Origin of the sequence: Sphingobacterium sp. JUb20 (assembly GCF_004342035.1) — a bacterium.
GTDB classification, from domain to species: Bacteria; Bacteroidota; Bacteroidia; order Sphingobacteriales; family Sphingobacteriaceae; genus Sphingobacterium; species Sphingobacterium anhuiense.
Genome location: NZ_SLYV01000004.1, coordinates 247,114 through 273,426 on the forward strand (window position 1 = coordinate 247,114; position 26,313 = coordinate 273,426).

At 37.9% G+C, this 26,313-nt stretch carries 13 protein-coding genes; 9 read left to right on the forward strand and 4 right to left on the reverse strand.

What is annotated here, in order from left to right; genetic code table 11:
• Positions 1–66 precede the first annotated feature (66 nt).
• Both EDF66_RS08800 and EDF66_RS08805 read right to left on the reverse strand, forming a co-directional pair.
• Positions 67–1,731, reverse strand: coding sequence for a RagB/SusD family nutrient uptake outer membrane protein (locus EDF66_RS08800; RefSeq protein WP_132842057.1), 1,665 nt, complete (start codon positions 1,729–1,731; stop codon positions 67–69).
• Between the two features lie 12 nt (positions 1,732–1,743).
• Positions 1,744–4,857: a SusC/RagA family TonB-linked outer membrane protein gene (locus tag EDF66_RS08805; protein ID WP_207898546.1), complete on the reverse strand. Its 3,114-nt coding sequence runs from the start codon at positions 4,855–4,857 to the stop codon at positions 1,744–1,746.
• 492 nt (positions 4,858–5,349) lie between these two features.
• Here EDF66_RS08805 and EDF66_RS08810 point away from each other — a divergent pair, with 492 nt between their 5' ends.
• The 8 genes from EDF66_RS08810 (at position 5,350) to EDF66_RS08845 (ending at position 19,695) form a co-directional block, all read left to right on the forward strand.
• A complete protein-coding gene (locus tag EDF66_RS08810) occupies positions 5,350–7,590 on the forward strand; it encodes an alpha-L-fucosidase (protein WP_132842061.1) in 2,241 nt (746 codons plus the stop codon).
• 155 nt (positions 7,591–7,745) lie between these two features.
• Entirely contained in the window at positions 7,746–8,324 is a 579-nt protein-coding gene (locus EDF66_RS08815) for an RNA polymerase sigma factor (protein WP_132842062.1), read from the forward strand.
• A 152-nt stretch (positions 8,325–8,476) separates the two neighbouring features.
• Positions 8,477–9,595 carry a FecR family protein gene (locus EDF66_RS08820; RefSeq protein ID WP_132842063.1) on the forward strand — a complete coding sequence of 373 codons (1,119 nt, stop codon included), beginning with the start codon at positions 8,477–8,479 and terminating at the stop codon, positions 9,593–9,595.
• Between the two features lie 99 nt (positions 9,596–9,694).
• Complete coding sequence (locus EDF66_RS08825) at positions 9,695–13,189, forward strand: SusC/RagA family TonB-linked outer membrane protein (protein WP_132842065.1); 3,495 nt, start codon at positions 9,695–9,697, stop codon at positions 13,187–13,189.
• A 4-nt stretch (positions 13,190–13,193) separates the two neighbouring features.
• Positions 13,194–15,104 carry a RagB/SusD family nutrient uptake outer membrane protein gene (locus EDF66_RS08830; protein ID WP_132842066.1) on the forward strand — a complete coding sequence of 637 codons (1,911 nt, stop codon included), beginning with the start codon at positions 13,194–13,196 and terminating at the stop codon, positions 15,102–15,104.
• Positions 15,105–15,118: 14 nt separating this feature from the next.
• Positions 15,119–16,300: a DUF5000 domain-containing lipoprotein gene (locus EDF66_RS08835; protein ID WP_165902409.1), complete on the forward strand. Its 1,182-nt coding sequence runs from the start codon at positions 15,119–15,121 to the stop codon at positions 16,298–16,300.
• 6 nt (positions 16,301–16,306) lie between these two features.
• Entirely contained in the window at positions 16,307–17,482 is a 1,176-nt protein-coding gene (locus EDF66_RS08840; RefSeq protein WP_132842068.1) for a DUF4998 domain-containing protein, read from the forward strand.
• A gap of 134 nt (positions 17,483–17,616) precedes the next feature.
• The gene (locus EDF66_RS08845) at positions 17,617–19,695 is read left to right on the forward strand and encodes a GDSL-type esterase/lipase family protein (protein ID WP_132842069.1); all 2,079 of its coding nucleotides are present in this window, start codon (positions 17,617–17,619) and stop codon (positions 19,693–19,695) included.
• 167 nt (positions 19,696–19,862) lie between these two features.
• Here the strand turns inward: EDF66_RS08845 and EDF66_RS08850 are convergent, their stop codons facing one another.
• Positions 19,863–22,106, reverse strand: coding sequence for a glycosyl hydrolase family 95 catalytic domain-containing protein (locus tag EDF66_RS08850; RefSeq protein ID WP_132842070.1), 2,244 nt, complete (start codon positions 22,104–22,106; stop codon positions 19,863–19,865).
• A gap of 130 nt (positions 22,107–22,236) precedes the next feature.
• The gene (locus tag EDF66_RS08855) at positions 22,237–23,103 is read right to left on the reverse strand and encodes an AraC family transcriptional regulator (RefSeq protein ID WP_132770220.1); all 867 of its coding nucleotides are present in this window, start codon (positions 23,101–23,103) and stop codon (positions 22,237–22,239) included.
• A 244-nt stretch (positions 23,104–23,347) separates the two neighbouring features.
• On the opposite strand from EDF66_RS08855, the gene EDF66_RS08860 reads away from it, so the two are divergent.
• On the forward strand, positions 23,348–26,311 hold the full coding sequence (locus EDF66_RS08860) for a glycoside hydrolase family 2 protein (RefSeq protein WP_207898548.1): 2,964 nt from the start codon (positions 23,348–23,350) through the stop codon (positions 26,309–26,311).
• Positions 26,312–26,313: the final 2 nt, after the last annotated feature.

Consider the following 26,313-nt stretch of genomic DNA (forward strand, 5'->3'; position numbering starts at 1 on the left):
AAAAGTAGTTATATACATAAAAGAGGTGCTATTCTTAATAGAATAGCACCTCTTTTTTTATTAGATCTAATAATTAGGGTTTTGATGACCTTTTAGATTTTTGTTTTGATCGATAACCGATTGCGGTATCGGGAATAGGTAGTTTTTACTTGCGTCAAATTTTCTTGGAAGTCCAAATACTTCGATTTTGTTATATTTTAGTACTCCATTTTCTTCTTTGATCGCAATACCATGCATCGGTTTATTCAGATTGACTTCCGCAATGCGCCATCTGATAAGATCCCACCAACGTTTGTCTTCGAATGCTAGTTCTACCCTGCGTTCACGGCGAATGATCTCGCGCATGGCATCTTTTGATAGTCCTGCTTGAAGATCTGGTATGTCTGCGCGCTTTCTGATTCTATTGATCGCAGCATATACAGACCCGTCTGGACCAACTGCTTCATTTTGAGCTTCTGCATAATTTAATAATACCTCTCCAAATCGGAAGAAACTATAGTTTTGTGGACTGGTATAGCCATCCCAGCTTGGAGCGCCTAAGGTGATTTTATCACTCAAGCGTTTTCTTAAATAATAACCTGTCTGTGTCGCATCATCTTTATCCGCTAGATCGATCTCATTTTTACTGCCAATACCTTGACGCGTAAAGATATTATCATTATACCAGAATGAACCATCATAAACAATGGATTCGTAAAAACGCTTTTCTCTGTTTTTGTAAGGGTCTTGAGGATTATATCCTGAAGTAGGGTCTGTAATTGGTTTTCCATTCTCCATAGCATAATCATCGACTAATTCTTGAGTCGGATTGACAGCTCCCCAACTCGTTTCTGCTCCGGATGCGGTGAAAGTAGGGCCGAAGATACCTTCTATGTTACCACCGGTAGCACTTGATCCCGGTATGTATTCCTTATACATAATGGATTCTTTACTCTCATTACCTTTTGTCAGGAAGAATGCGCCATATTGAGGATGCAAATCATAAGGAAGTTCATCCATTATTTTTTTATTGCTGGCGGCAGCATCAGCCCATTTATTAGCAAACAATTCACACCAGCCCTTAATGACCATAGCACTACCTTTTGACATTCGTCCAGAGGCAGGTGTTGCCGGAAGATCAGCATAAGCTTCTGCACATTCTTTCGTGATGAAAGCTAATGTTTCATCAAAAGTATTTCTTGCTCTAAAGATATCATCACCCTGTTGTGCACTGTTCAATACATCTGTTATGATTGGTACACCACCATAAGCCATCCACAGCAAATGGTAAAAATAAGCACGTAGCACTCTTACTTCAGCAACACGTAGTTTTTTGTACTCTTCTGGCAGTGGGGAGGTTTCGATATTTTTAATGAATATATTACATTTTCGGATGATGTTGTAATTGCCCCAATTGTACATGCCGCCTATTTCGCCGAAAGATAAATTATTTGGGGTGTACATCCCTTGTAAAACTTCCTGCTTACGGGAACTCACCCAGCCAAAGCCACATACCGAATTGTCGGACCAGTTGTCAAAAGTCTCTGTCCAGGTATTTCCAGAAGGTAAGTTTTTGTAAATATCATTTAAGAATAAGTCGGCAGCACCCTTATCTGTCCAGACGTTGCCATCAGAGAACCGATCACGTGGTTCAACTTCAAGCAGTGTGTCTGGTTTTTGACAAGATTGAAAGCTATATGTAGAAAGAAGGCTAAAAGCCAACACATATTTTAATGTTTTTAATTTATTCATGTTGATGGAGATTTAAAAATTGACATTTAGACCAAATGATACAACGGACTGTTGTGGGTAATAGTTACCATTGGAAGCACTGATTTCGGGATCAAAATCTTTGATTTCTTTACTCCATGTCAGTAGGTTTTGGCCTGAAGCATATACACGTACAGATTGAATGTTTTTAATCCAAGTTGACGGTAGTGTATAGCCTAGTTCGATAGATTTGAGACGCAGATAGCTTCCGCTTCTCATCCAAAAACTTGATGTCCTACTATTATTATCAGTTGGTGTGGGAGTAAGTCGTGGATACTGAGCGTCTGTGTTTTCAGGTGTCCAATAATCCATTGTAGATTTTAATGCCGAACCTGAGTTGAAAAATGGATAGGCCGCCTGTCCATTGATGTAGAAATTTCTTCCTGTTGCTCCTTGAAACAGCATGTTAAGATCTATATTTTTGTATGAAATAGAAGGTGAAAATCCATAAATAACAATTGGAGTTGTTGGTTTGCCGATTTCAACCTCATCATCAGGTGTAATCTTATTATCGCCATTGACATCTTCATACTTGATATCACCAGGTCTCAATGTTCCGAATTGCGCAACACCATATTCAGAAGATTGGATGATACCATCGCCATCTAAATCATCACTTGCCTGAAATAATCCTAATGAGCGGTAACCAAACTGTGTGCCTAGAGGTCTTCCGGTACGGCTTCTATTTGGATTGATTTTAGTCACTTCATTTTCAAAAACTTCAACAAGTTTGTTCTTCGCAAAAGTGAAATTTCCTGCCAATTGTATTTTGATATCATCAGCAATCGTGAATCTGCTGATTGCACTGAAATCAAAACCACGGTTTTTCATACGACCGGCATTGCGTTGCGCAACTCCAATTCCGTACTCGGATGGAAGAAGTACCTGCGGTGCAGTTAGCATGTCGTTTCGGTCTTCAGTGAAATAATCGGCTTCTATACTGAATAAACCTTTATAGATCGATAACTCAAAACCGATATTAGTTTTTTTAGCAGTTTCCCAGGTGATATCAGGATTTGCTTCTACTGTTTCATAAAGACCCTGTGTGGTTACACCTTCCAGGACTGCACTAGGGGTATAAGCAGCATATGACGATAAGTATTGAAAAAGAGCGAGGTTGCCATCAATATAAGGTAAAGCACCGCTTATACCATAGGAAGCACGTAATTTAAGATTGTCTAACCATGCTGTTTGACCTTGCATAAACTTCTCATTTGATATACGCCAACCTAATGATGCAGCAGGAAAGAAATGATATCTTTTATCTGGAGCAAAGGCATAATGACCGTCCATTCTACCTGATACTTCGAAAAGATATCGGCTGTCATATGCATAATTTCCTCGGAATATAAAACCATTTTGCTTTGATTCACTTGATGATCCGCTATTACTTAGATCGGTAGCAACTGGGCTACCATTATTAATTTCCGGAATGTTTACATTATAATTGCGACGGCCGGCAGCTAGATTTAAAAATTTTCCATTTCTGTACTCGTATACAGCTGTTGCACTCACATCATGCTTACCAAATGTCTGTAAATAATTTAGGAAAGCTTGATAAGTAAGCGCTTGATTTTGCGCATAGCTCATGTCATAAGAAGGTTTTGCAGGACCATCTGTACCGGCTTGTGGGTAAGTGTAAGGATTCGTCTTGGTATCTACTGTATAATAGGGAATAGGAGTAAGCCATGTTTTTGATAATCCAGCTCCATTTACATCGTTTAGATCATAACTGAAAACTGCTTTTGCGCTCAGACCTTTTAAAAATGGTAATTGTTGGTCGATAGTAATCTGTGATAATAGTACCTGCTTTTGACTTTCTGAAGAACCACTTTGGAATATGTTTCCATAGGCAGATCGACCAATGTATGAACCTGGTAATCCGTTGCTAAATAAAAGTGGTGCAGTCGGTGGTGTTCTATATAATTGATCAAAAATAGATGAAGCACCTTTTCCTGGGTATTTTTTTTCTTCTATACGACCGCTTAGATTAAGGGCAAATTTGGTTGTACTGGTCGCTTGAAGTTCAATGTTAGAGGTCATATTGTACCTTTTGAAACCCGTTGGTCCCCACATACCATCTTGGCTCATGTATCCTAAAGCTCCAAAATAGCGAATCTTTTCACTACCTCCAGAAATGGACAGATTATGACCCATGATCGGTGAGTTTTTATTGATAAGTTCATTCAAGACATCGTGATTTGGATATACGTCAGGATCTGAACCATCTCTATATTTATTCAGTTGTTCTTCGGTATATACTGGCGCTGCACCTACGTTGGCATTTGCTGCATTTCGCATCGTTCCATATTCAAATGAATTGACCATCTTCGGAAGCATGGTTGGATTTTGTAACCCATAATACCCATTGTATGATAGATTTGTACGCCCTACTTTTCCTTTTTTTGTGGTTACGAGTATAACGCCATTTGCTCCGGCTACACCGTATGGCGCGACTGCTGCTGCATCTTTTAAAAATGTAAAACTTTCCACACTATTGGGATCAAGTTGATTGAAACTTCTCGGTACTCCATCTACGATGACAAGTGGCGATGCATTACCAGTCGTGCCGGTACCCCGTATCAGCAGGCTAGAACCATCTTGACCAGGTTCGCCACTATTCTGTTTAAAGATTACTCCTGGTACGCGACCTCCAATAGCATTGCTTAAGTTTGCGACAGGTACACGTGTAATCTCTGAACCACTTAAGGTAGAGACAGCCGCAGTTAGCGATGTTTTCTTTTGGGTACCATATCCAACAACGACAACTTCATCAATTGCTTGTTCTGTTGATTGTAAGGTGATATTGAAGTTTCGTGTACTGCCAACTTTTACTTCTTGCTTGACCATGTTCAAGTAGGAAATGGATAAGATGGATTGCTCATTAGGCGCTGTAAGTGAGAACTTTCCTTGAGCATCTGTTTGGGTACCAGCAGTGGTTGTTTTAATCGCTACTGTTACTCCTTCTAAGGCAATACCTTTTTCATTGAAAACGGTACCATTGATTTTAATCGCTGTCTGTGCATACAATACATTTAATGATAATAAGAATGACACGATTGAGAACAAAAGTCTGTTCTTCTTGAAAAGTATTCGAAATGGTTTCATGATCCCAATCGAAAATTTGAATTGGTAATTATACATAAGATAGTGATATAGTTAGTTTTGTAACAAATGTATATACATGGTGTTGGGTAAAAAATGTATAAAACACGCAAAAAGATGTATTAATATCGAGTTGATAGTAAGTAAGAGATGGTGGATATTTTTTTATTGTACATACATAGACGTTAATCTGTGCTGCAACAGTAATTCTCTTACGCTTGATCAAATTAATAATGAAGTGCTATGAAGATCGAAATTTATTATTTATCGTATTTTAAGGAAGTTGTATTAGATATCAGAGCATGTTTAAATTAGTTCCTTCAAGGAAAAGTAGAATTTAATACCTTTTTGAAACTTTAAAATGGTAATATAGGCTTAGTATACGTTAATTTAGTATTCATCTTTTCCAGTAGTACAAAGTAAATTGCACATTGAATAATGCTCAGTACTATTATTCAAAATCTAAATAACTATGTTAATCAAATTATTAGAATTATGAATAAATCTATCCTATTGACATCTATGTTAGGGCTTGTTTCTATATATGGTCATGCGCAAGTGAATAGTAAGAAAATACCTGTTAAGAATACGTACGAAATTAAGAGTACCGATAGTCCTGAAGATATATTAAGGAAAGCCGTTCATGTTGTGCCTACAGCAAATCAATACCAGGCTTTAAAAAATGAATTTATTGCTTTTATCCATGTTGGTCCCAATACATTTACTAAAATGGAATGGGGAAATGGTATGGAAGACCCGAAGATCTTTGATCTCAAAAATCTGGACACCGACCAATGGTGCGAGGCAATGAAAGCCGCGGGTATGAAAAAAGTAATCATTACGGTAAAACATCATGATGGTTTCGTTCTTTGGCAAAGTAGGTATACGAAACATGGTATTATGTCTACCGGATTCAGAGAAGGAAAAGGTGATATCTTGAAAGACTTAACAGCTTCCTGTAAGAAGTATGGATTAAAACTGGGGGTCTATTTATCTCCAGCAGATCTTTTTCAAATTGAAAGTCCTGAAGGGCTTTATGGTAATTTAAGCGAATACACGCAACGAACAATTCCCCGTGAAGTGGCAGGAAGACCATTTAAAAATAAAACAAAATTCAATTTTAAAGTAGATGATTATAACGAATATTTCTTAAATCAACTGTTTGAATTACTGACGGAATACGGTCCGGTACACGAGGTCTGGTTTGATGGTGCACATCCGAAAACAAAGGGTGGACAAAAATACAATTACGATGCGTGGCGTGAACTGATTAAAAAGTTGGCTCCGGAGGCAGTAATTTTTGGAAAAGAAGATATCAGATGGTGTGGGAATGAATCTGGAAACACCAGAAGCACTGAATGGAATGTAATTCCATATCATGACGATCCTGCAGGCCTTCAGAATTTTCTTGATCTTACAGATGAAGATTTGGGAAGTCGGGCGAAGGTATTAAAAGCTAAATACCTACATTACCAACAGGCCGAAACAAATACTTCGATTCGAGAAGGATGGTTTTATAGAGACGATACGCATCAGAAAGTGAGAAGCACAGATGACGTTTTTGATATTTATGAACGATCGGTCGGCGGTAATTCTACGTTTCTTCTGAATATTCCGCCGAATAGAGATGGAAAATTTTCACCTGAAGACGTTAAGGTGCTACATGAAGTAGGAAGCCGTATTAAAGAAACTTATGGTCAGAATCTTTTGCGGGGAGCAAAAGGAAGCAAAGAAACATTGGATGACAATATGGAATCTTTTACCCTGTTGTCGGATAAAAATCCGGAACTGATTTACACAACAGTAAAACCTGTTAAAATAAATCGTTTTGTTATTCAGGAAGCAGTAAGCACAAATGGTGAACGTATTGAAAAGCATGCTTTAGATGCTTGGATTGATGGTCAATGGAAAGAGATCGCGCATGCGACTAATGTGGGCTACAAACGTATTCTCCGTTTCCCTGAAGTGACATCGGATAAGTTTCGTATACGAGTATTGGAGAGTCGGGCAACTCCGATTGTCAGTAACGTTGCCGCACATTATGCTCCGGGAAGACCTCCGCAATTGGTCTTTAATCGCAGTGTAGATGGTATGGTTGCTATTGTTCCTTTGAAGAGTGAATTTGGATGGAAACCCCATGGTGAGGATATTCTTAAAAATCTAAACACCAATTTTAAAATACACTACACGTTAGATGGCAGTCAGCCTACAGCACAGTCGTCTGTGTATACGCAGCCGATCGATGTAAAAGGTGGTCAGATAAAAGCTGTAGCAATCAGTGCTGATAAATTGGTCGGTGCGGTTGCAGAAGAAACAATTGGCATTGCTAAAAAGCAGTGGCAAATTATCGATAATAGCAGTGAGGTTGATAAGCATGGTGCGAAGTTGGCTTTCGATGCAGACCCAAAAACGTATTGGCAATCTAATGATAATGGCGCTGCACAACATATTTCGATAGATCTTGGACAGCAGTATAATTTAACGGCATTTAGTTATACACCACAAAAAGAGCACGGAAAAGGAATGATGGCTAAAGGTGTGATAAAAATTAGTAATGACGGAAAGAATTGGAGTGATGCTGAACGATTTGAATTTGGAAATCTAATTAATGATCCGACAAAGCGCACACATCGATTTTCTAAAAATATCCAAGCACGATACATCACGGTTGAATCGACAGAAATAACTGGAGGAGGAAAACTTCTTACTGTAGCGGAACTGGATTTTATTGAATAACCGATTTACATTTAATGTCTATGTTTGAAAAACCAATAAATATCAATTATACGCTTGATATTTATTGGTTTTTTTTATAATTTGATACTCCAATTTGACTTAATATGAAATCTGCCTAAGTAGGTTGACAACTTACTGCTTTAAAATTTATTCCAATGAAAGATATTAGTGACTATTCGCTTTGCCAATTGATTAATGAAGGCTCTGAAAAGGCATATACTGAAGTCTATAATAGATATTGGGCTAGTATTTATTTAGTTGCAAAAAATCGTACGCGTGACAATGAAATTGCAGAAGAGATCGTTCAGACTATTTTTTTTAATCTATGGCGAAGAAGAACTAGTGTTCAGATCTTAGACTCATTTCAGCCCTATTTGGCAAAAGCTGTAAAGTATGAAATTATAAATTATTATGCACGGAGTAAACATCGGGAGAACTATTTAGATTGGCTTTCAAAATATAGGAACCAATTGGATTTTACGATTGAGGAAGAACTTGACGCTAAATTTCTAAGTGAAATCATTGAAAGAACAGTATGTGTGTTACCTGAAAAATGTCAGCTTATTTTCCGGCTACGGGTAGAAAGTGGGTATACGCAAAAAGAAATAGCGACGGAGCTGGAAATTTCTGAGAAAACAGTAGAAACGCAATTATTGAAAGCACGAAAGCGAATTCGTACCGTTTTAGGTACAAGCGGTGCATTGAAAGCACTATTGATATTCTTAAATATTTAAAGTTATTTTTAGATCCAGAGTGCAAAATTTATGTTTGCAAACTCTCGTAAATTCTTAAATGTATTAGATTTTTTTAAAAAATAATATTTTGGAGTAGGGGATAAGGTCTTTACGATTGGTAGGTAGTATAATAAGCCTAAGTACCAAATCATATGAAGGACCAATTATCCTTAAACCGAATTCAAGAACTTTCAAAAAAAGTTCTTGATAAAACTATTTCTGAAGAAGAACTGATCGAACTCGACCAGTGGTATACTTCCTATAATGATAATGAAGTAACTGAATTATCAGAACAGGAATTGCAGGATCTCGGGCGCAAGCTGTATACCATCATAAAGGAAAAGAATAATCCACCTAAACAAATCAATTTTATTCGAATTATCTCAAGTTGTGCCGCTGTTCTGGCAATGCTAATTATTGGTTATTGGGTATATCTCTCTTTTAATAACGGAAACGAACATGCGCATGTAGAAAACAAACAGGCAGTTATAAAAGATGCTAAAGGAAATGAACACACTTTTGATGATCTACAAGTAGGTGAACAGCGCCAAGTAGGTGATCTTGTTTACACCAAAGAGAAAGATGGTTCTATCGTCTTTTTGGAAGGCAATACGAATCAATCCAATAATGAAGTGTCGACAGTCATTACACCAAAAGGCGGTGAATATAAAATCCATCTCCCTGATGGAACTATGGTGTGGATGAATGCCGATTCAAAATTGGAATTTAATGTTGCTTTTTCCAAACATGAGCGTTACGTAAAACTGCAAGGTGAAGCTTACTTTGAAGTAAAATACCTCCACAATAAACCTTTTATTGTAGAAACACCTCACGAAAAAATTAAAGTACTCGGAACTAAATTTAATGTCTATGCTTACCGGTCGGGGCAAAAATCAATTACTTCGCTTACTGAGGGAAGTGTACAGGTTGCGCCAGTACGTCGTGAGGAAAGAGGTATTGTATTAGCTCCTGGTCAACAGTCAGTAAGATCTGGAAATAATGTCCGAGTGCAAGATTTTGATGTGAATGAAGTTCTTGCATGGAAAAATGGAGAATTCATGTTTAACCAAGCTCGTCTGGAGGACGTTACGGAGGCTCTTTCCAGATGGTATGATGTTGAATTTGAATTTGCTGATGCTGAATTGCGGTCAGTAGAAATCTGGGGAACATTGTCTAAGTCTGAAAAATTGGAAGAAAATCTGCTTGCGCTGCAAAAGACACAGAGTGCAAAATTTGAAATTAAAGGAAGGAGGGTGATGGTGATAAAATGATTTACTTATGATGAAGCTAGAGAGGGGCAACTCTCTAGCTAACTGATAAAAATAACCAATTAAAACGTACTAGTTAATTTTTAAATCTAACCAAAGATAATGAATAATGTAGAGAACTGCTATCGGTGCTTTGAAAAGTATCCGGGTGTAAGCAAGTGGAAAAAACTGAAGCTTGTTTTTACGTTCGTATTCCTAATGGTCTTACATGTAAATGCGAATGCATTTAGTCAGACCATTTCGTATTCCAAATCAAATGTTTCCTTAACAGACTTTTTAAAAGTCGTTAAATCAAAGACCAATTATAATATAATCGCGAAAGGAAACCTGCTAAAGGGGAAAGTGCTCAAAAATGTAAAATTAGTAAATACTCCGTTGGAAGAGGCTTTACAACAGGTGTTATTTCCGCTGGATCTTCAATATATTATGGAGAAAAAAGCCATTATCATCATCGAAAAAAAAGAAGAAGTGCGAAAGATGAGTGCTGTGACTAAAATCAATTATACTCCTATACAAATTGCAGCACCTCTAAGTCAGCAAGAGAAAATAGCGGTGTCTGGTACGGTGAAGGATTCTTTGGGAACTTCTATATCAAGTGTATCTGTTACGGTAAAAGGCAGGTCTGGAACGGGGACAACCACGGATCAAAATGGACGTTATATTCTAGATATTAATAAAGGAGAAACACTTATTTTCCGTTCTGTGGGATATGCAGCGCTTGAGATTCCGAATGTTGAAAAACCTACTCTTGATGTAATGCTGACGAGTGTCAATCAAGGTATAGAAGAGGTGGTTGTAACGGGATTTGGTACAACACAAAAGAAGGAGAGTCTGGTGGGAGCTGTGACGACGATCAGCCCTAAAGAACTGAAGACTTCATCGAGTAATCTGACGACAGCTTTGCAGGGGCGGGTAGCAGGTATGATTGCTTATCAAACTTCGGGAGAACCAGGGCAGGATAATGCGCAGTTTTTTATCCGTGGTGCAGCCAGTTTTGGATATAAAACAGAACCCCTGATATTGATTGATGGTTTGGAGCTCAACTCGACAGATTTGGCCCGTCTACAGCCAAATGATATTGAAAGTTTTTCGATTTTGAAAGATGCTACGTCTGCCGCAGTTTATGGTGCTCGAGGTGCCAACGGTGTAATTTTAGTAACAACAAAAAGAGGTCGAGAAGGAAAGGCAATCTTAAACTTTCAACTGGATCGTAATACTTCTGCACCTACCAGAAATTTAGAATTAGCCGATCCTATTACGTACATGATTAAGGCCAATGAGGCGGCGATAAACCGTAGTCCCGAGGCTGTAACGCCTTACTTTCAAAGTAAGATCGATGCAACAATTGCGGGAATGGATCCTAATCTCTATCCGGCTAATGACTGGATGGGCATGTTGCTCAAGAAAAGTACAACCAATACCAAAGCCAATATGAGTATAAGAGGGGGCGGGAAGGTAGCTTCGTATTTTGTGACGGGATCAATGAATACCGACAACGGTATTTTAAATGTTGATAAGCGTAATAATTTTAATAATAATATCAAATTGAATTCGTACTCCCTGCGATCAAATGTGGATATGAAATTAACATCTTCGACAGACTTGGCTGTCAGGATGTATGGTAATTTTGACGACTATAATGGTCCCTTGAATGGGGGAAGTGCTGTTTATTCGAGTATTGTGAACACCAATCCAGTTCGATTTCCGGCATACTATAAGCCAGATGAGGCAAATGAATTTACCGAGCATATTTTGTTTGGAAACTATCAATCAAGTGAAGGTGCTGGTTTTTACAACAATCCATATGCAGAGATGGTAAGAGGATACCAAGATTATTCAAGGTCCTTGATGCTGGCTCAAATGGAATTAAAACAAGATTTGTCTGAAATTTTGTTACAGGGGCTGAAACTCAGGTTTATGGCGAGTACCCAGCGACGTTCATATTTTTCTATTAACAGAAAATACAATCCATACTACTATATGCTGGATGAAGGGAGCTTGATGAACGGTGTTTATAATCTCATTCAACTAAATGAACTATCGGGTAGTAATACGCTTGACTATACACAATCACCTAAAGAAGTCGCAACTTCTTCATATGGAGAGTTAGCATTAAATTATGATCAAGTATTTGCAGACAAACATTCCGTAAGTGCTTTGTTGGTTGGTATTTTAAGAAATAGTATTGAATCTACTGCAGAGACAACCTCATTGCAGACTTCTTTGCCTTACCGAAATCTAGGAGTTTCAGGAAGGGCGAGTTATGGTTATGACAGCCGTTATATGTTTGAAGTCAATTTTGGGCTAAATGGTTCTGAACGTTTTCATAAAGATAGCCGTTACGGTTTTTTTCCCTCTGCTGGGGTAGCCTGGAATATTGCAAATGAAAGTTTTTGGAAACCCATGTCGGATATCGTCAAACAATTTAAACTGCGCGCTACCTATGGTTTTATCGGTAATGATGCTATTGGTGGTCCTGAAGACCGGTTTTTTTATTTATCAGACGTTCAACTGAATAATACAGCAATGAGTTATACATTTGGGGAAAATTTTACTCGAAGCCGTCCAGGTGTGTCGATCAATCGATATGATAATGTCTTAATTACTTGGGAGAAATCTAGACGTTTGAATCTTGGTATAGATTTGAATATTAAAGACTTTTCGATTGTTGCCGATTATTCGACCGATTTACGTACGAATATATTGATGAGCCGTGCGTTTATTCCTAGTACGATGGGTTTAGCCGCCGCAGTTAGGGCAAATGTTGGAAAAGCTAAATCGGAGGCTTTTGAAGCTTCGGTAGATTATAATAAAGGTTTCGCTTCAGGTTACTGGTTGGGATTGCGTGCGAATTTTACGTATGCAACTAATCGATACCTGGTCTACGAGGAGTCCGAGTATCCCAAAGGAGAAGAATACCGAAGTGTTGTCGGTAATCCACTTAGTCAAGGCTATGGCTTAATTGCCGAACGTCTGTTTATCGATGAAGAGGATATTCGTAATTCGCCTTTGCAAACCTATGGTGAATATATGCCTGGCGATATAAAATTTCGGGATATCAATAGAGATGGCCGGATAACAGATGCAGATCGTGTTCCGTTAGGTTTCCCAACTTCTCCGGAAGTAACTGTGGGTTTCGGTTTTTCCATGGGATATAAAGGTCTCGACTTTTCATCCTTTTTCTCTGGATTAGGGAGAAGGTCTTTTTGGATTAACTATGGGGCTACAAGTCCATTTATCGGCGACCAACGGGCATTCCTGAAGGCATATGCTGACGATCATTGGTCTGAAGAGAATAAAAATTTGTATGCCCTTTGGCCAAGATTAAGTTCTGCCGTTAATAATAACAATGCACAACAAAGTACCTGGTTTATGCGTGATGGTTCGTTCCTGAGATTGAAACAGGTGGAGTTGGGATATACACTTCCTGAACATTGGCTTTCTAAACTTAAAATATCAAAATTAAGGGTATATGCTCTTGGAAATAATTTGCTGACGTTTAGCAAGTTCAAGCTATGGGATGTTGAGTTGGGTGGAAATGCGTTTAATTATCCGATTCAACGTGTTTACAATTTTGGTATCAATCTAACTTTTTAAACTTATGAAAACAAAAAATATACTATCAGGTATTTTGATAACAATTGTTATAATGGTCAGCTCTTGTAAAAAGTTTCTGGATGTGGTGCCAGATAATATTGCGACGATACAGGATGCCTTTGTAAGTAAAGCAATGGCTGAACGATATTTGTATACCTGTTATTCTTATTTACCCGTTGATGGTGATCCAACGACAAACCCTGCATTTCTTGGCGGTGATGAAATATGGCTGTATGAAGGGATCGATCAAAATCCTATTATTGATTATAGAGCATGGCTTATTGGTCGTGGAGAAATGGGAATCACCGATCCGGTACTGAATTACTGGGATGGAGAATATGGAGGTAAAGATCTTTATCAGGGAATTCGGGATTGTAATATTTTTCTAGAAAATATTAATATTCCACGCGATCTTAATTCATTTGAACGCGATCAGTGGATCGCGGAAGTGAATTTTTTGAAAGCCTATTATCACTTTTATTTATTTAGGATGTATGGTCCTATTGTTTTGGTAAAGGAGAATCTACCTATTTCATCAACACCTGAAGAAGTAAGAGTGTATCGTGCTACAGTTGATGAGACAGTTGACTACATTGTAGAAACTTTGGATAAGGCTATTCCAAATCTTCCGGATAAAGTAGAAAGCCCGATTAATGACCTGGGAAGAATTACAAAACCAATTGCACTGGCCATTAAGGCTCGTGTATTATTACTCGCTGCGAGTCCATTATTTAATGGGAATACAGAAATGGCTTCATTGATGGATAATACTGGAAAACAGTTATTCAATCAGGTAGAAAAGAAAGAAAAATGGACGATTGCGATGGATGCGGCGAAAGAAGCGATTGCTTCGGCAGAAGCCAGTGGTGCCAAACTGTATGATTTTTTACCTACAGCAGGAACAGGAACGCTTTCAACTGAAACACGTACTTTATTGTCAATACAGGGGGCAATAACTGAAAAGTGGAATCCCGAAATTATCTGGGGATTGACAAACAGCAATACATCTACTTTGCAAGATGCCTCTATGGCTCGTGTAGTTGGGAATTATAGCATTTTATCGTGTATTTCACCTACTATGAAAATGACAGAGCTGTTTTATTCAAAAAATGGGGTGCCGATAAAGGAAGATAAAACCTATCCTTTCGCTGATCGATTTGCCTATCGCGTGGGAGAGGTTGATCATAAATACTATGTGAAAGAAGGTCAGTCTACCATACAATTGCATTTTGATCGTGAACCTCGGTTTTATGCGGATATGGGATTTGATCGGGGAATCTGGTATGGGCTCGGGAAATATGAAGATGGAACTGTTAATACGAATTACGTCAAAGCCAGATTTAAAGAGACCGCAGGAAAGACGAATATCCGTAATTTTTCTGCAACAGGTTATTGGCCTAAAAAATTGGTTAATTACCTGAATACCATGTATGAGGGGAGTGATTACAGTATCCAACGTTATACCTGGCCGAATGTCCGTTTGGCAGATTTATATCTGATGTTTGCTGAGGCTGCTAACGAATCGAATGGTCCTAGCGATGATGCGCTTGTATATCTGGATAAAGTACGGGTACGCGCTGGTTTGAAAGGAGTAAAGGAGTCTTGGACAAATTATTCGTCTAACCCTAATAAGCCTACAACAAAAGAAGGACTTCGGGATATTATACGGCAAGAGCGGTTAATTGAGATGGCTTTTGAAGGTAGCCGATTCTGGGATTTAAGAAGATGGAAAACTGCACCTGAAGAAATGAGTCAAACGATTAAAGGTTGGGATATCAATCAGGAAAGTATGGAAGGATTTTATAGAGAAAGGGTGTTGTTTACTCCTCAATTTGAAATAAAAGATTATTTCTGGCCGATCATGGATAATAATATACTAGTCAATAAAAATTTAGTTCAAAATTTGGGATGGTAATTAAAAGATCTATTATGAAAATTAAAATATTACGGTTGATCTTACTTGGTTCGATGTTATGGACTATTAGTTGTAAAGAAGATCTAGGTACAACAGAACCGCTATCATCGGATGGGAAAGGTCCAGGAGTGGTCAATGACGTTAAAATAGAAAATGGTCCCGGACGTGCTGTGTTACATTATAAAGTCCCGACTGATGTGGATTTGTCCTATGTGAAAGCGAGGTATGAGATCCGACCCGGAGTCTTTAGAGAGACTAAATCTTCGAAAAATAATGACTCGTTAGTGGTAGATGGATTTGGAGAGGAAAAGACGTACAAAGTAGAATTAACGGCTTTTGATAAAGGCGAGAATAGTTCTGCACCTACTGTTATAGAGGTCAAGCCCACAACGCCCCCGATTATATCGTTAGCAAATACGATTGGACTGATCGATGATTTTGGAGGAATGGGAATTATTGTCAATAATCCGTCGGAATCAGATTTTAGGATTTTGGTTTCGCAAAAAGTGCCAAGTTCAAATATGGAAAGACCTATTAGTACTTTTTATACAAAAGTAAAAAATATCTCTTTTAATATTAGAGGTTATGAGCCTGAACCTGTCACTTTTGTAGTGGTCATCAAAGACAAGTTTGGTAATACTTCCATCCCTATTATTAAAGATATATTACCGATTGAGGAATTGCTTTTGGATCGGAATCTGTATCGGGCCATTAAGTATGATAATGACACGCCACCTTTGGGTTCTGGTCGTGATATTCCTGCGATTTGGAATAATACTTTTGGGGACGATGCTTGGCATTCAGGAGATGGCAAGATGCCGATGTCTGTGTCTTTTGATCTGGGTAAAAAAGTGAAGTTAAGTCGTTTTAAATATTTTCCAAGAACGTCAAGCAATAGTTTCATATTTAATCATTACAACTTAAAGCGATTTGAAATATGGGGATCTAATAATCCTTCTAGTGATTGGTCAAATTGGGAATTGGTTGGGACTTATGAGTCTAAAAAACCTTCTGGTCTGCCAACAGGGCAATTGACTAATGATGATATTGTCTATGCACAGGCTGGAGAGGAGTATGGTGTTTTAACATCTGCACCGGAGGTGCGCTACATCCGTGTTAAGATGCTAGAAAGTTGGTCAGGTTTAGATGGAGGGCAAATATCTGAAATGCAGTTTTGGGGACAGTATAAAGAATAATAAAATATGAAAAATATAATAAAATTATGGTATTTGTCGAGCATATTATTGACTGTAATAAGTTGCTCTAAAATGAACGATCCTATTGCGCCATTTATTGAAGGAGGAGAAATCAGTTATGCTACCAAGGTGGATTCTTTAAAAAGTTTTTCGGGACGTAATAGAGTGGGATTGACATGGGAACTTCCCGCTAATCACTCTGCTCATCAAGTGTTTGCCTTTTGGAATAAAGATCAGGATTCTGTAGAATTGCTATTTAAACCTGTTAAAGGAAAACTTTATGAGGCAGAAATCAAAAATCTGCAGGAGGCAACTTATTTATTTGATATATACTCTTTTGATAAGGAAGGGAATCGGTCTATTAAAACCTTGACTTCTGTCAATGTCTATGGCGAGCGCTACGAGGCAACCCTTTTAAATAGGATTTTATTGAGCGCTAAGATTGATGTAAATGATCAATTAATAGCTGTATTTGCAAATGCTGAGGAAGGAAATGTAGGAACTGAAATTGTTTATACGGATATTTTGAATAAACAGAAAAATGTAAATGTGGACCGCTTGCAAAATGAGATTGTTATTGCAGATTGGAAAATAGGAACTCCGGTTTTATATCGATCTTCTTATAAACCAAAAGCAAATGCTATCGATACTTTTTACGTAAAAGAGGCGGAGACTATGAAGATAACAAAAGATATTTCTGCGCAATATCTTAAAAATTTTCAACAACCTTTTTTACCTGTTCAACAAGCTGGCCGGTTTCGGGATCCGTTAAACTGGATCGTTAATGCTGCTGTACAGAATCATAGCGGAATGGGGGGCTGGAGTACGGATGATAATACGGTATTGAATATGGAGTCGGGTTGGGGAGCTCCTCATATTGTTAACGGAAAAATGTATCAGACGACTACGCTACCTAAAGGAGATTACAGTTTGCTAGTTGAATTGGGAGCATTTGGTTTAGGAAGTTCAACGGTAAAAATAGCGGCTGTTCCCGGGCAGGTGATGCCTGATTTTGATAGTAATAAGCAGGTGCCAGGTGCTTATGGAAGTATAAATTTGGAACTTAAAGGTTTTGATTTTACAGTATCAAATGATGGTCCGGTTACGATCGGGTTTATTGCAAATATGACCGGGGATCAATATTGGCGAGTTCGAAAAATAATGCTTTATCGGAATTACTGATTTGTCAATTTTTTAAAATTACATTGCAATTGAAAGTTTAGTCAGGATGTTTATCCTGACTAAACTTTTGCTTTTTTTGGCTCTTTTCGTAGGATGTTTTTTTTATCTTTACATGATATCTAAACCTAAATCTGATGATTAAAAATTTATTGTCTACCTGTATCAAATGGATCTTTATTATGTTGAGTTCCATGACGATGCTGTATGCCCAGTCGAAAGTTAAAATATATTGTATTGGACGGGAATTCACTATGGGATCTGCGATGTTTATGCCTGAAAAAAATAACTTTCCTACACAGTTAGCCACGATGATGGGGCAAGATTATCAGGTCATGTTAAATGGGAAGGATGTCACTATGAACGAACCAATATTCATTGAAAATCATATAGAAGAAAGTATAAATAATCTTGTCGTAAAGAAAGGTGATCTACTCATTCTAGATTTGAATCAGGATGCCGATTTTTCCAAAAAAGATGATGATGACAAGTTATTGAAAGGTATTACTTCATTAATCAATAAAGGTGCTCGAGTGGTATTGCTATATACTCCTAGTAACTCGAATGAAAAGCAACAATTAACTGCGAGAATACAATTACAGACGCTTGCTTTTAAGAGTAACTGCGAAATCGTGGATTTATCCCCTGCTTTATATGGAGGTGACGCTTATCTGGATAAAGAGAAAAGGCTAACGTCTATCGGTGCTAGTTTTGTTGCAAAGCGATTATATGAACTTATAAAAACACCAGTAACCGGTGCTTCAAGAATTAAAATAAAGAATGGAAAGCGTGAGTCTTTTTATGGATTTTCTACTGAAACATTCGATTTTGAAGGTAAAGAAGCGAGAGTTGTCAAACCAAAATTGGTGGCCAAAGGGAGCCCCTGGATATGGCGTGCCCGGTTCTGGGGACATGAACCTCAATTGGATATTGCGATGTTGGAGCGAGGATATCATATTGTTTACTGTGATGTATCCGAACTTTTTGGCAATGAGGAGTCATTACAAATATGGAATAATTTTTATAAATTCTTACAGCAATTCGGACTGAATAAAAAAGCAGTTATGGAAGGTATGAGTCGAGGAGGTATATACATATACAATTGGGCTCTACGTTATCCCGATCGTGTTAGTGCCATTTATGCTGATGCACCGGTGTTAAATTTTAAAAGCTGGCCGGGAGGTAAAGGAACGGGAAAAGGAAGTCCGGAGAATTGGGAAATCTTTAAACAGGATTATAAACTGACAGAACAACAGGCTCTTGATTTTAAAGATGCACCTGTGGATAGAGCATCTGAAATCGGTGCGTTAAAAATTCCGACGATTCATGTTATCGGTGATGTGGATGATATTGTACCGCCTGATGAAAATACGCTTCCTTTTGCTAAAGCTTATATTGCCGCTGGCGGGAAATTGGAAATTATACATAAACCGACAGTGGGTCATCATCCGCACAGTTTAGCTGATCCAACGCCACTGGTAGATTTTCTGCTAAGAGCAGATAGGCGTAAGCTAAACTTTGCAGCTATTGCCGCAGCTGGCTCAGAATATAGGAGTGGAGCGGGTTGGAGTCCAAATATGGGCTGGTGGGGAGAAAATGATGATATTAACCGTATTTTGGACAGTAAGAAACAACACTTGGACATTTTATTTGTCGGTAATTCCATTACACAGGGTATTGGAGGTACAAGGTCACATCTTCCTTATAAACCAGGTTACACTGCATTTGAATCCGTTTTTTCATCATACAAATGGGATTGTGCAGGAATAGCGGGCGACCGAACACAACATGTACTTTGGAGGTTGATCAATGGTAAATATAAGGAGGCTGCTCCTAAAGTTGTTGTCGTAACAATAGGTGTCAATAATTTCTTAGATGGTGATACGGCTGAAGAAATTGTAGCAGGTATCCTTGAAATAAAAAAATGGATACGCACGAATATGAAGAATTCTAAATTGATCTTAACGGGGCCATTGCCTGTAGGCGTGGAAAGTACGGATCCCCGAAGACGAAAATATGAGGATATACACCGTCTTTTAGCGATTCAGGCTAAAGATCAAAGTTGGATCTATGCCCCGCTATCTGATACGTTTATAAAAGCTGACGGTAATTTATCGTTGGATGATTATAGCACTGACGGCATCCATCTTTCTGGAGGGTATACAAAATGGGCGCAAAGTTTGTCAAAAATAATTCAAAAGGCATTAGGTGAATAATTTTTTGAACTCTAATGTTCTATAAAAATATAATTTATATTAAGGGATAGAATATTAAACAGGACATTTTTTTATAAGGGGAGCCCAATATTTATTGGGCTCCCCTTATTTTTTAAAAACTTCCAATTTTTTCTGTTTATATCATACTAAGGAAGCTTTATATTTAATTAGATTTTTTGAAGTTCTATTTTTTCGCCTGCTTTTAAAGAGATGTTATACGTATCTCCTTCTTTACTGATCATTTTATTAGTTTTTGATTTTAATGGTTGCTCATAGCGTAATCTTAAAGTACCGGTTTGTTCTGCTTTAATGATCAATTTATCAAGTTGACCGTTTGTTTTAGAAGCGCTAATTAAGAAACCACCTTCAGCTCTGAGATCAGTAAAGGAAATGTTTTTCCAACTTATCGGGATTGCTGGGAATAGCTCCACATAACCTTGTTTGCTCTGTAGCAGCAATTCATGGATACCTTGTGCAAATGCAAAATTACCCTCTAATGTAAACGGCCGGTAAGTAAAACCTGAGTATTGTCCACCTTTCTGATCCCCGTTGACATGAAAGGAATTGGTCGAACAAAAGTTGTTTGCAAATTTTTGGAGATTAAGAACTGCCTGTTCCCCCTCTTTTGCACGGGCATGTAAACAAGCCATCCAGCTGAAGGAATAACCAACCCAAGCACGAGTGCCTAATTTTTCTAAATGGCGCATTGATTTTGTGATCTGATCTTTATCTTCTGCTTTATTGATATCCAAAAGACCTAGTGGGTAAATCGATAAATAGGGTGACATATGACGATGGGAATGCTCCATAGGAACATCGACCGCAACCATTAATCCTGTTTCGTTTTTTGCATAACCTGGTAGTTGCGTTTCTACAGTTCTCCATGCTTTGGCATCGTTTACTTGTCCGCTAGCTTCGCTTACTTCTGCCGCAGCTTCAAATAGAAAATGGGCAAGAGCGAGATCAAAATTGGTCCAATCTTTAAACCAGGCATTTGTGCTATTATCATTATATTCAGGACTTGCGCTAAGTGGAAGATAACGTTTTCCATTGCGTACCTCTGTAATGTTGCGAAGGTAAGTGGCCGATTCGATAATGTACGGTAATGCTCTTTCCTTAAGAAATTTCTTATCCATACTGTACTTCCATTGCATATAGAAATGGTGTGCGGTCCAAGCGCTTACTGTTGGTGAAAGGGCATATTGAACCCAGCCGCCCATGGGGATTCCACTTAATGTCAGAACGCCGGGAATGTTAAGACCTTCAACACCAAAATACTGTTTGGTGTAAGCTAAATTGGCAGGTCTGATTTTCCATAACCAGTCTGTGAAAGTTTCGGCTTCAGCAAGTCTATTTCCTGTATAGGTGGGCCAATAGCTGAGCTGTGTATTGAGATCATTATGAAAATCTCCTTTCCATGGGGGTAATCCACCATTATCTGCAGTCCAAACTGCTTGAAGTGTAATGGCTGGAGCTCCTTTTCGTGCTGCAGCACCGAGTTTATACATTTCCAAATAGTACTGTCTTTGTAATAAAGCATCAGGTATGTTTATCGCTGATTGCTTCCAGTAGGTATGCCACCAGGAGAGATGAGTTTCTGTAAATTTGTTGGTGGTTTTTGATTGGATCTCTTTATTTAAGTTTGCTTTTTCATTATTGGCTACAGTCCACATACCAATAAGCTTATTGGGCGAGACTTCTTTCCACTCCAATAATACTTCATAAAACCTATTTTCATAGGTCGGCTGGTGAATAAGCTGGCTGTGTGTTGATGTGGTCAACTTCCCTTGTTTATAGCCGAGTCGTGATAGACTTTGTCCATCGACTACGGACACTTCGTTACTATTATCAGAAGCCAACGCATATTGATGTGGAAGTAATTTGGGAAGGGCATTTTGTATATTTTGACCTGTAATCTCAAAATAACCCACTGGTTTATCTGCATGAATAAAGCAAGTAAATGTGTTTCCGTTGTCAAAGCGGACGGTGTTTGTTGCAGTTTTTATATCCAGTACATTGGAGACTACCTTGCCTAAAGAAGCGAGATCAAAAGACATAGCTGCGGCAGGAAGTTTGGTTGGGTAGGGATAATCCCCATAAGGATTGTCACCCCATTTTTGTACTTCGGTATATTGCCCCGAATGAAGTTTTTGCTGTACCCATTTGAAGTCATGTTGTTCAAGTTGAAATGCCTTACGCTCGTCCCATAAATCGGCACGATCTAAAGATAGTCTTAAGGTATTATCTTTTTGCCAGATTAATGCGCCAAGCATACCATTTCCTAAAGGGATGGCTTCGTCCCAACGGGTTGCTAAATGTTCGGATTGAAGATTGTCCTGCTTAGAAGGTTGTGCGTATAGCGGATAGGTTAGCGTAGCTATCGCTATTAATGATAATAAATATGATTTCATTGAAAGCTCTAATGGTTCTTGCCAAAGTTAAAGAATTCACTAAAGTTTGTTTGGATGTTTATTATCAATTATTGATGCAAAGTTAACCTTTTATAATTTATCAACGTGTATTAATACCTGTATTAGGGAATTACATGTCCATTTCTTTACGATATTCCCGTGGACTTTTTCTCATAATAGTTTTAAAGAATTTATTGAAGTTGGTTAGATTTTGATAGCCACTTTGGTAGCAGATTTCAGAAATTGACAGTTGTTTATTCATCAGCAATTTGCACGCATGTCCGATACGCATTTCATTAACAAATTTAGAGAATGATTTTTGGGTATGGCGTTTGAAAAAACGACAAAAGGCATTGGGTGTCATATTAACCAACTCTGCGGCTATTCCTAATGAAACTTCTTCTCGGAAATTTTGCATAACATAAATGTATACATTATTAATGCGATTGGTTTCTTGTTCTCCAAAAGTAGGTTTATAGCCTTCTGAGGCTAAATTTTCGCATTCTTCTGCCTGATGGAGTAATTCAATAAGATTTAGAAATCCTGTGATTCTAGAAAAACTCTTTTTCTGTGCTAGACTTTTGATTAGTTCGGTAGCTTGTTCTAAGGTTTGTCCATGAAATCTCAATCCTCGTTTTGATCTTTTGATGAATTGCTGCATAGCACTAATGGTTGCTTGATCATCTGTAAGTCGTAGTAAGAAATCCGCTGGAAAATAGAGTACGATTGCTCTTGCACGTTCATCATGTTGGGGATTAAGAAAAATATCGTCATTACGCCAGATGTGAGGGATATTTGGTCCCATTAGCACAAGATCTCCAGCACTAAAGCTATCGACATGATTGCCAACGACACGTTTTCCATAACTCTCTAAAATTAGGACGAGTTCACATAACTCATGGAAATGTAAGGGGTTACTCAAAAACTCCTGATCGACCTGCTTGATGAGGATTGTCTTCTCGTTAGGGGGAGACAGTTCAATAAATTGTGCTTTCATAATAGGATATGATGATTAATAATTGTCAAACAAATATAAGTAATAATTTTTCGAATAAAACAATACTGATTATTTTGTCATGTTAAATTATGAAGATGGGTGTAAAAAGTTTTATTTCATGTGTATCAAGTTTTAGTTTGTTGTCTTCAGGAGCGATAACTTTGAGTTCTATGTTCGCGTGTTCGCTTCATATACCTTTATAGTAAATATTTTATGTGTATAATAACCAATTTTTAAAATGAAGATGTTGAAATTAGTAGTGATATTTTTGTTTTTGGCTGTTTCTCATCTCGGTGTTTTGGGACAGGAGTTAGCTTATGAGTTACCAAAGAAAACAAACCAGGTTAAAAGTCCTGTACTATCGCTCAACGGAGAGTGGCAGTTTCAATTTGATAAGCAATCCGATTGGGCACCAATACAAGTACCTGGGGAAGCCGTGATGCAAGGGTATGGAATAGAACATGATAAATCATTTTTTTATAAAAGAAAGTTTACACTGCCCAAAGACTTTAAAGGGAAAAAGATCGTCTTGCGGTTTGATGGTGTCTATAGTCAAGCGACATTAAGTATTAATGGTAAAGTGATCAGAACGCATAAAGGAGGATTTACACGCTGGGAAACCGATATCAGTCCTTATGTTAATTTTGATAAGGAAAATGAAGTTTTTCTGGAAGTTCAAGATAAACTGGATGATATATCTTACGCTTCGGGGTATGCACATCATCCGATTGGAGGGATATTAAGAGATGTTACCCTATTTGCAACTGCTGTAAATAGCATACATGATTTTGGTGTTGAAACAGATTTGGATCAGCATTTTAAAGATGCTGTCTTAAAATTAAATTATACGTTGCAAGAGGCGCAAGGTGTTACTGTTCATTATGCATTATATGATAGTAAGAATAAACTCGTTCCCGAGTCTGAACAACAATTTGTGGTAAACAAAGGTCACAATAGCAATAGTTTTCCAATAGCTAATCCTTTGAAATGGGATGCTGAACATCCTAATCTTTATCGTCTTGATGTTAAAATTAAAAAAGACGGTAATGATACGTATGCGTTTAGTAAAGCGATCGGATTTCGTGAAGTTAAGATTATTGAAGACCAGATGTTTGTGAATGGGAAACCTGTTAAATTAAGAGGGGCTAATCGTCATGATGTTCATCCTACTTTAGGTCGTGTTAGTGTACCTTACTACGATAGTTTGGATGTTAAATTGTTTAAAGATTCTCATATTAATTTTGTAAGAACTTCACATTATCCGCCATCAGAACGATTTGTTGAGTTCTGTAACCGCTATGGAATTTATGTAGAAGTAGAAACAGCTGTTTGTTTTGTTGATACTTATAGACAAAAGAATTATGCACCTGGCGCTACTCAAAATGATGCTAATCATACGGATCAATATCTGAGCCAATGTCGCGAAATGGTCAATACTTTTAGAACACATCCATCGGTTATTATCTGGTCTATTGGAAATGAATCTATCTACGGAAGTAATTTCAGAAAAAGTTGGGATTTGGTTAAAAATGCTGATCAAACCAGGCCTGTTATCTGGAGTTATCCAGGATCGCAATCTAGTGATGCGAAGATTTATGAAATACTGAGTATGCACTATCAGGATGTTAATGGTAATCTGACACAGTTTGGAAAGACAACTAAAGGATATGAAGGACATGGTATACCAGCTTTGTTTGATGAATGGGCACATCCTGCTTGTTACACGTATCAGACCTTACGAGATGATCCGAATATCAGAGAATTTTGGGGAATCTCGATGGATATGATGTGGGGAAGATTATTTCCGACCAAAGGTGGATTGGGTGGTGCAATTTGGGGATATGTAGATGATACCTTTAATATTCCTCAAACCTTGAAAAAAGGTACACCATTTTGGAATGAATTTGCAAAATCTGCAAAGCCGGAAGGATATCAAGGTCATGCTGTAGGATATGGAGAATGGGGTATTGTAGATGTCTGGAGAAGGCCCAAACCTGAATTCTGGTCGACGAAGAAAGCACAGTCTCCTATTCGGATCTTGAACGAGGGCAAGGTTGTGAAAAACTTTTCTGCTCATAAACAAATTCTATTTGATGTGTACAATCGGTATGATCACACCAATCTGAATGAAGTGAAATTAGCATATACTTATGAAGGACGTACTAAGACAATTGGATTGCCTTCCATTGAACCCCATTCTAAAGGACAATTTGAATTACCGGCGGAAGAATGGAAAGAGGGGAGATCGGTACGCTTAAACTTTATTGATCAGGATGGTCGTGTAGTGGATACTTACGAATACTATTTTGGTGAACGACCTATAGATATGCCTGAAGCTTCACATAAGGGTAAACTTAAACTTGTGGAAACTAAAGAAAATTTTATCATCAAGGGACATAATTTTGAAATACCTATTTCGAAGGAAACAGGGTTGATTGAAGGTGCAACTACTAATGGGAAGGTGTTTATTGAAAAGGGGCCTTTCTTGAATATGGATGTAAACCTGAATCATTTAACGGGAGCAGAGGTTAGAAAAAGCGCGAACAAATATTTGATTTACGATAAAGATTGGAAGAAGACCTCTGTGAAATGTGAAATTAAAGATGGTGTTGCGTTACTTGCTATTGCTGGAACTTATCAAGGATTACAAGTATATTTTGATATTTTGATCAAGTCTGGAGGAGAAATGACGACTAATTACCGTACTGCTGGAGAACCTAACGGCTATCTAAGAGAGGTTGGTATAAAATATTATATGCCAAATGATCTGGACCGTTTGAATTGGAAAAGAGATGGATATTGGAATTACTATCCTGAAGGAGAATTTGCCGGAAATGAAGGGAGTGCTGATCTTTATAAAAGTAAACAGGCTGCATATGCTGAGAAACCTACTCAAGGGTGGGACCAGGATACACACAATTACTATTACTGGTCGGATAAAGGCGCTCGAAGTGAGCATCCTTTGACCAACAAAGCAAAAAGTATGAAAGAGAATGCTTTTTATTATACACTTTCTTCTGGTAAATCAACCCGGGTTTCTGTGATAGCACCAAAGGGTGATGTTGCTTGTCGAATAGACCGTATGGAAGGTGAGCAAGTTATACTGTTTGTCAATAATAAATGGGATTATCCTGAAATCGCATGGGGGAACTATTGCAAAACGTTAGAAGCGTCTCCATGTAACGGTGCTATAACCTTAAGATTTTAATT

Bases quoted from the DNA above. Each gene is read 5' to 3' on its own strand.
- EDF66_RS08800 (WP_132842057.1), bottom strand. From the start codon at position 1,731: ATGAATAAATTAAAAACATTAAAATATGTGTTGGCTTTTAGCCTTCTT.
- EDF66_RS08805 (WP_207898546.1), bottom strand. From the start codon at position 4,857: ATGAAACCATTTCGAATACTTTTCAAGAAGAACAGACTTTTGTTCTCA.
- EDF66_RS08810 (WP_132842061.1), top strand. From the start codon at position 5,350: ATGAATAAATCTATCCTATTGACATCTATGTTAGGGCTTGTTTCTATA.
- EDF66_RS08815 (WP_132842062.1), top strand. From the start codon at position 7,746: ATGAAAGATATTAGTGACTATTCGCTTTGCCAATTGATTAATGAAGGC.
- EDF66_RS08820 (WP_132842063.1), top strand. From the start codon at position 8,477: ATGAAGGACCAATTATCCTTAAACCGAATTCAAGAACTTTCAAAAAAA.
- EDF66_RS08825 (WP_132842065.1), top strand. From the start codon at position 9,695: ATGAATAATGTAGAGAACTGCTATCGGTGCTTTGAAAAGTATCCGGGT.
- EDF66_RS08830 (WP_132842066.1), top strand. From the start codon at position 13,194: ATGAAAACAAAAAATATACTATCAGGTATTTTGATAACAATTGTTATA.
- EDF66_RS08835 (WP_165902409.1), top strand. From the start codon at position 15,119: ATGAAAATTAAAATATTACGGTTGATCTTACTTGGTTCGATGTTATGG.
- EDF66_RS08840 (WP_132842068.1), top strand. From the start codon at position 16,307: ATGAAAAATATAATAAAATTATGGTATTTGTCGAGCATATTATTGACT.
- EDF66_RS08845 (WP_132842069.1), top strand. From the start codon at position 17,617: ATGATTAAAAATTTATTGTCTACCTGTATCAAATGGATCTTTATTATG.
- EDF66_RS08850 (WP_132842070.1), bottom strand. From the start codon at position 22,106: ATGAAATCATATTTATTATCATTAATAGCGATAGCTACGCTAACCTAT.
- EDF66_RS08855 (WP_132770220.1), bottom strand. From the start codon at position 23,103: ATGAAAGCACAATTTATTGAACTGTCTCCCCCTAACGAGAAGACAATC.
- EDF66_RS08860 (WP_207898548.1), top strand. From the start codon at position 23,348: ATGTTGAAATTAGTAGTGATATTTTTGTTTTTGGCTGTTTCTCATCTC.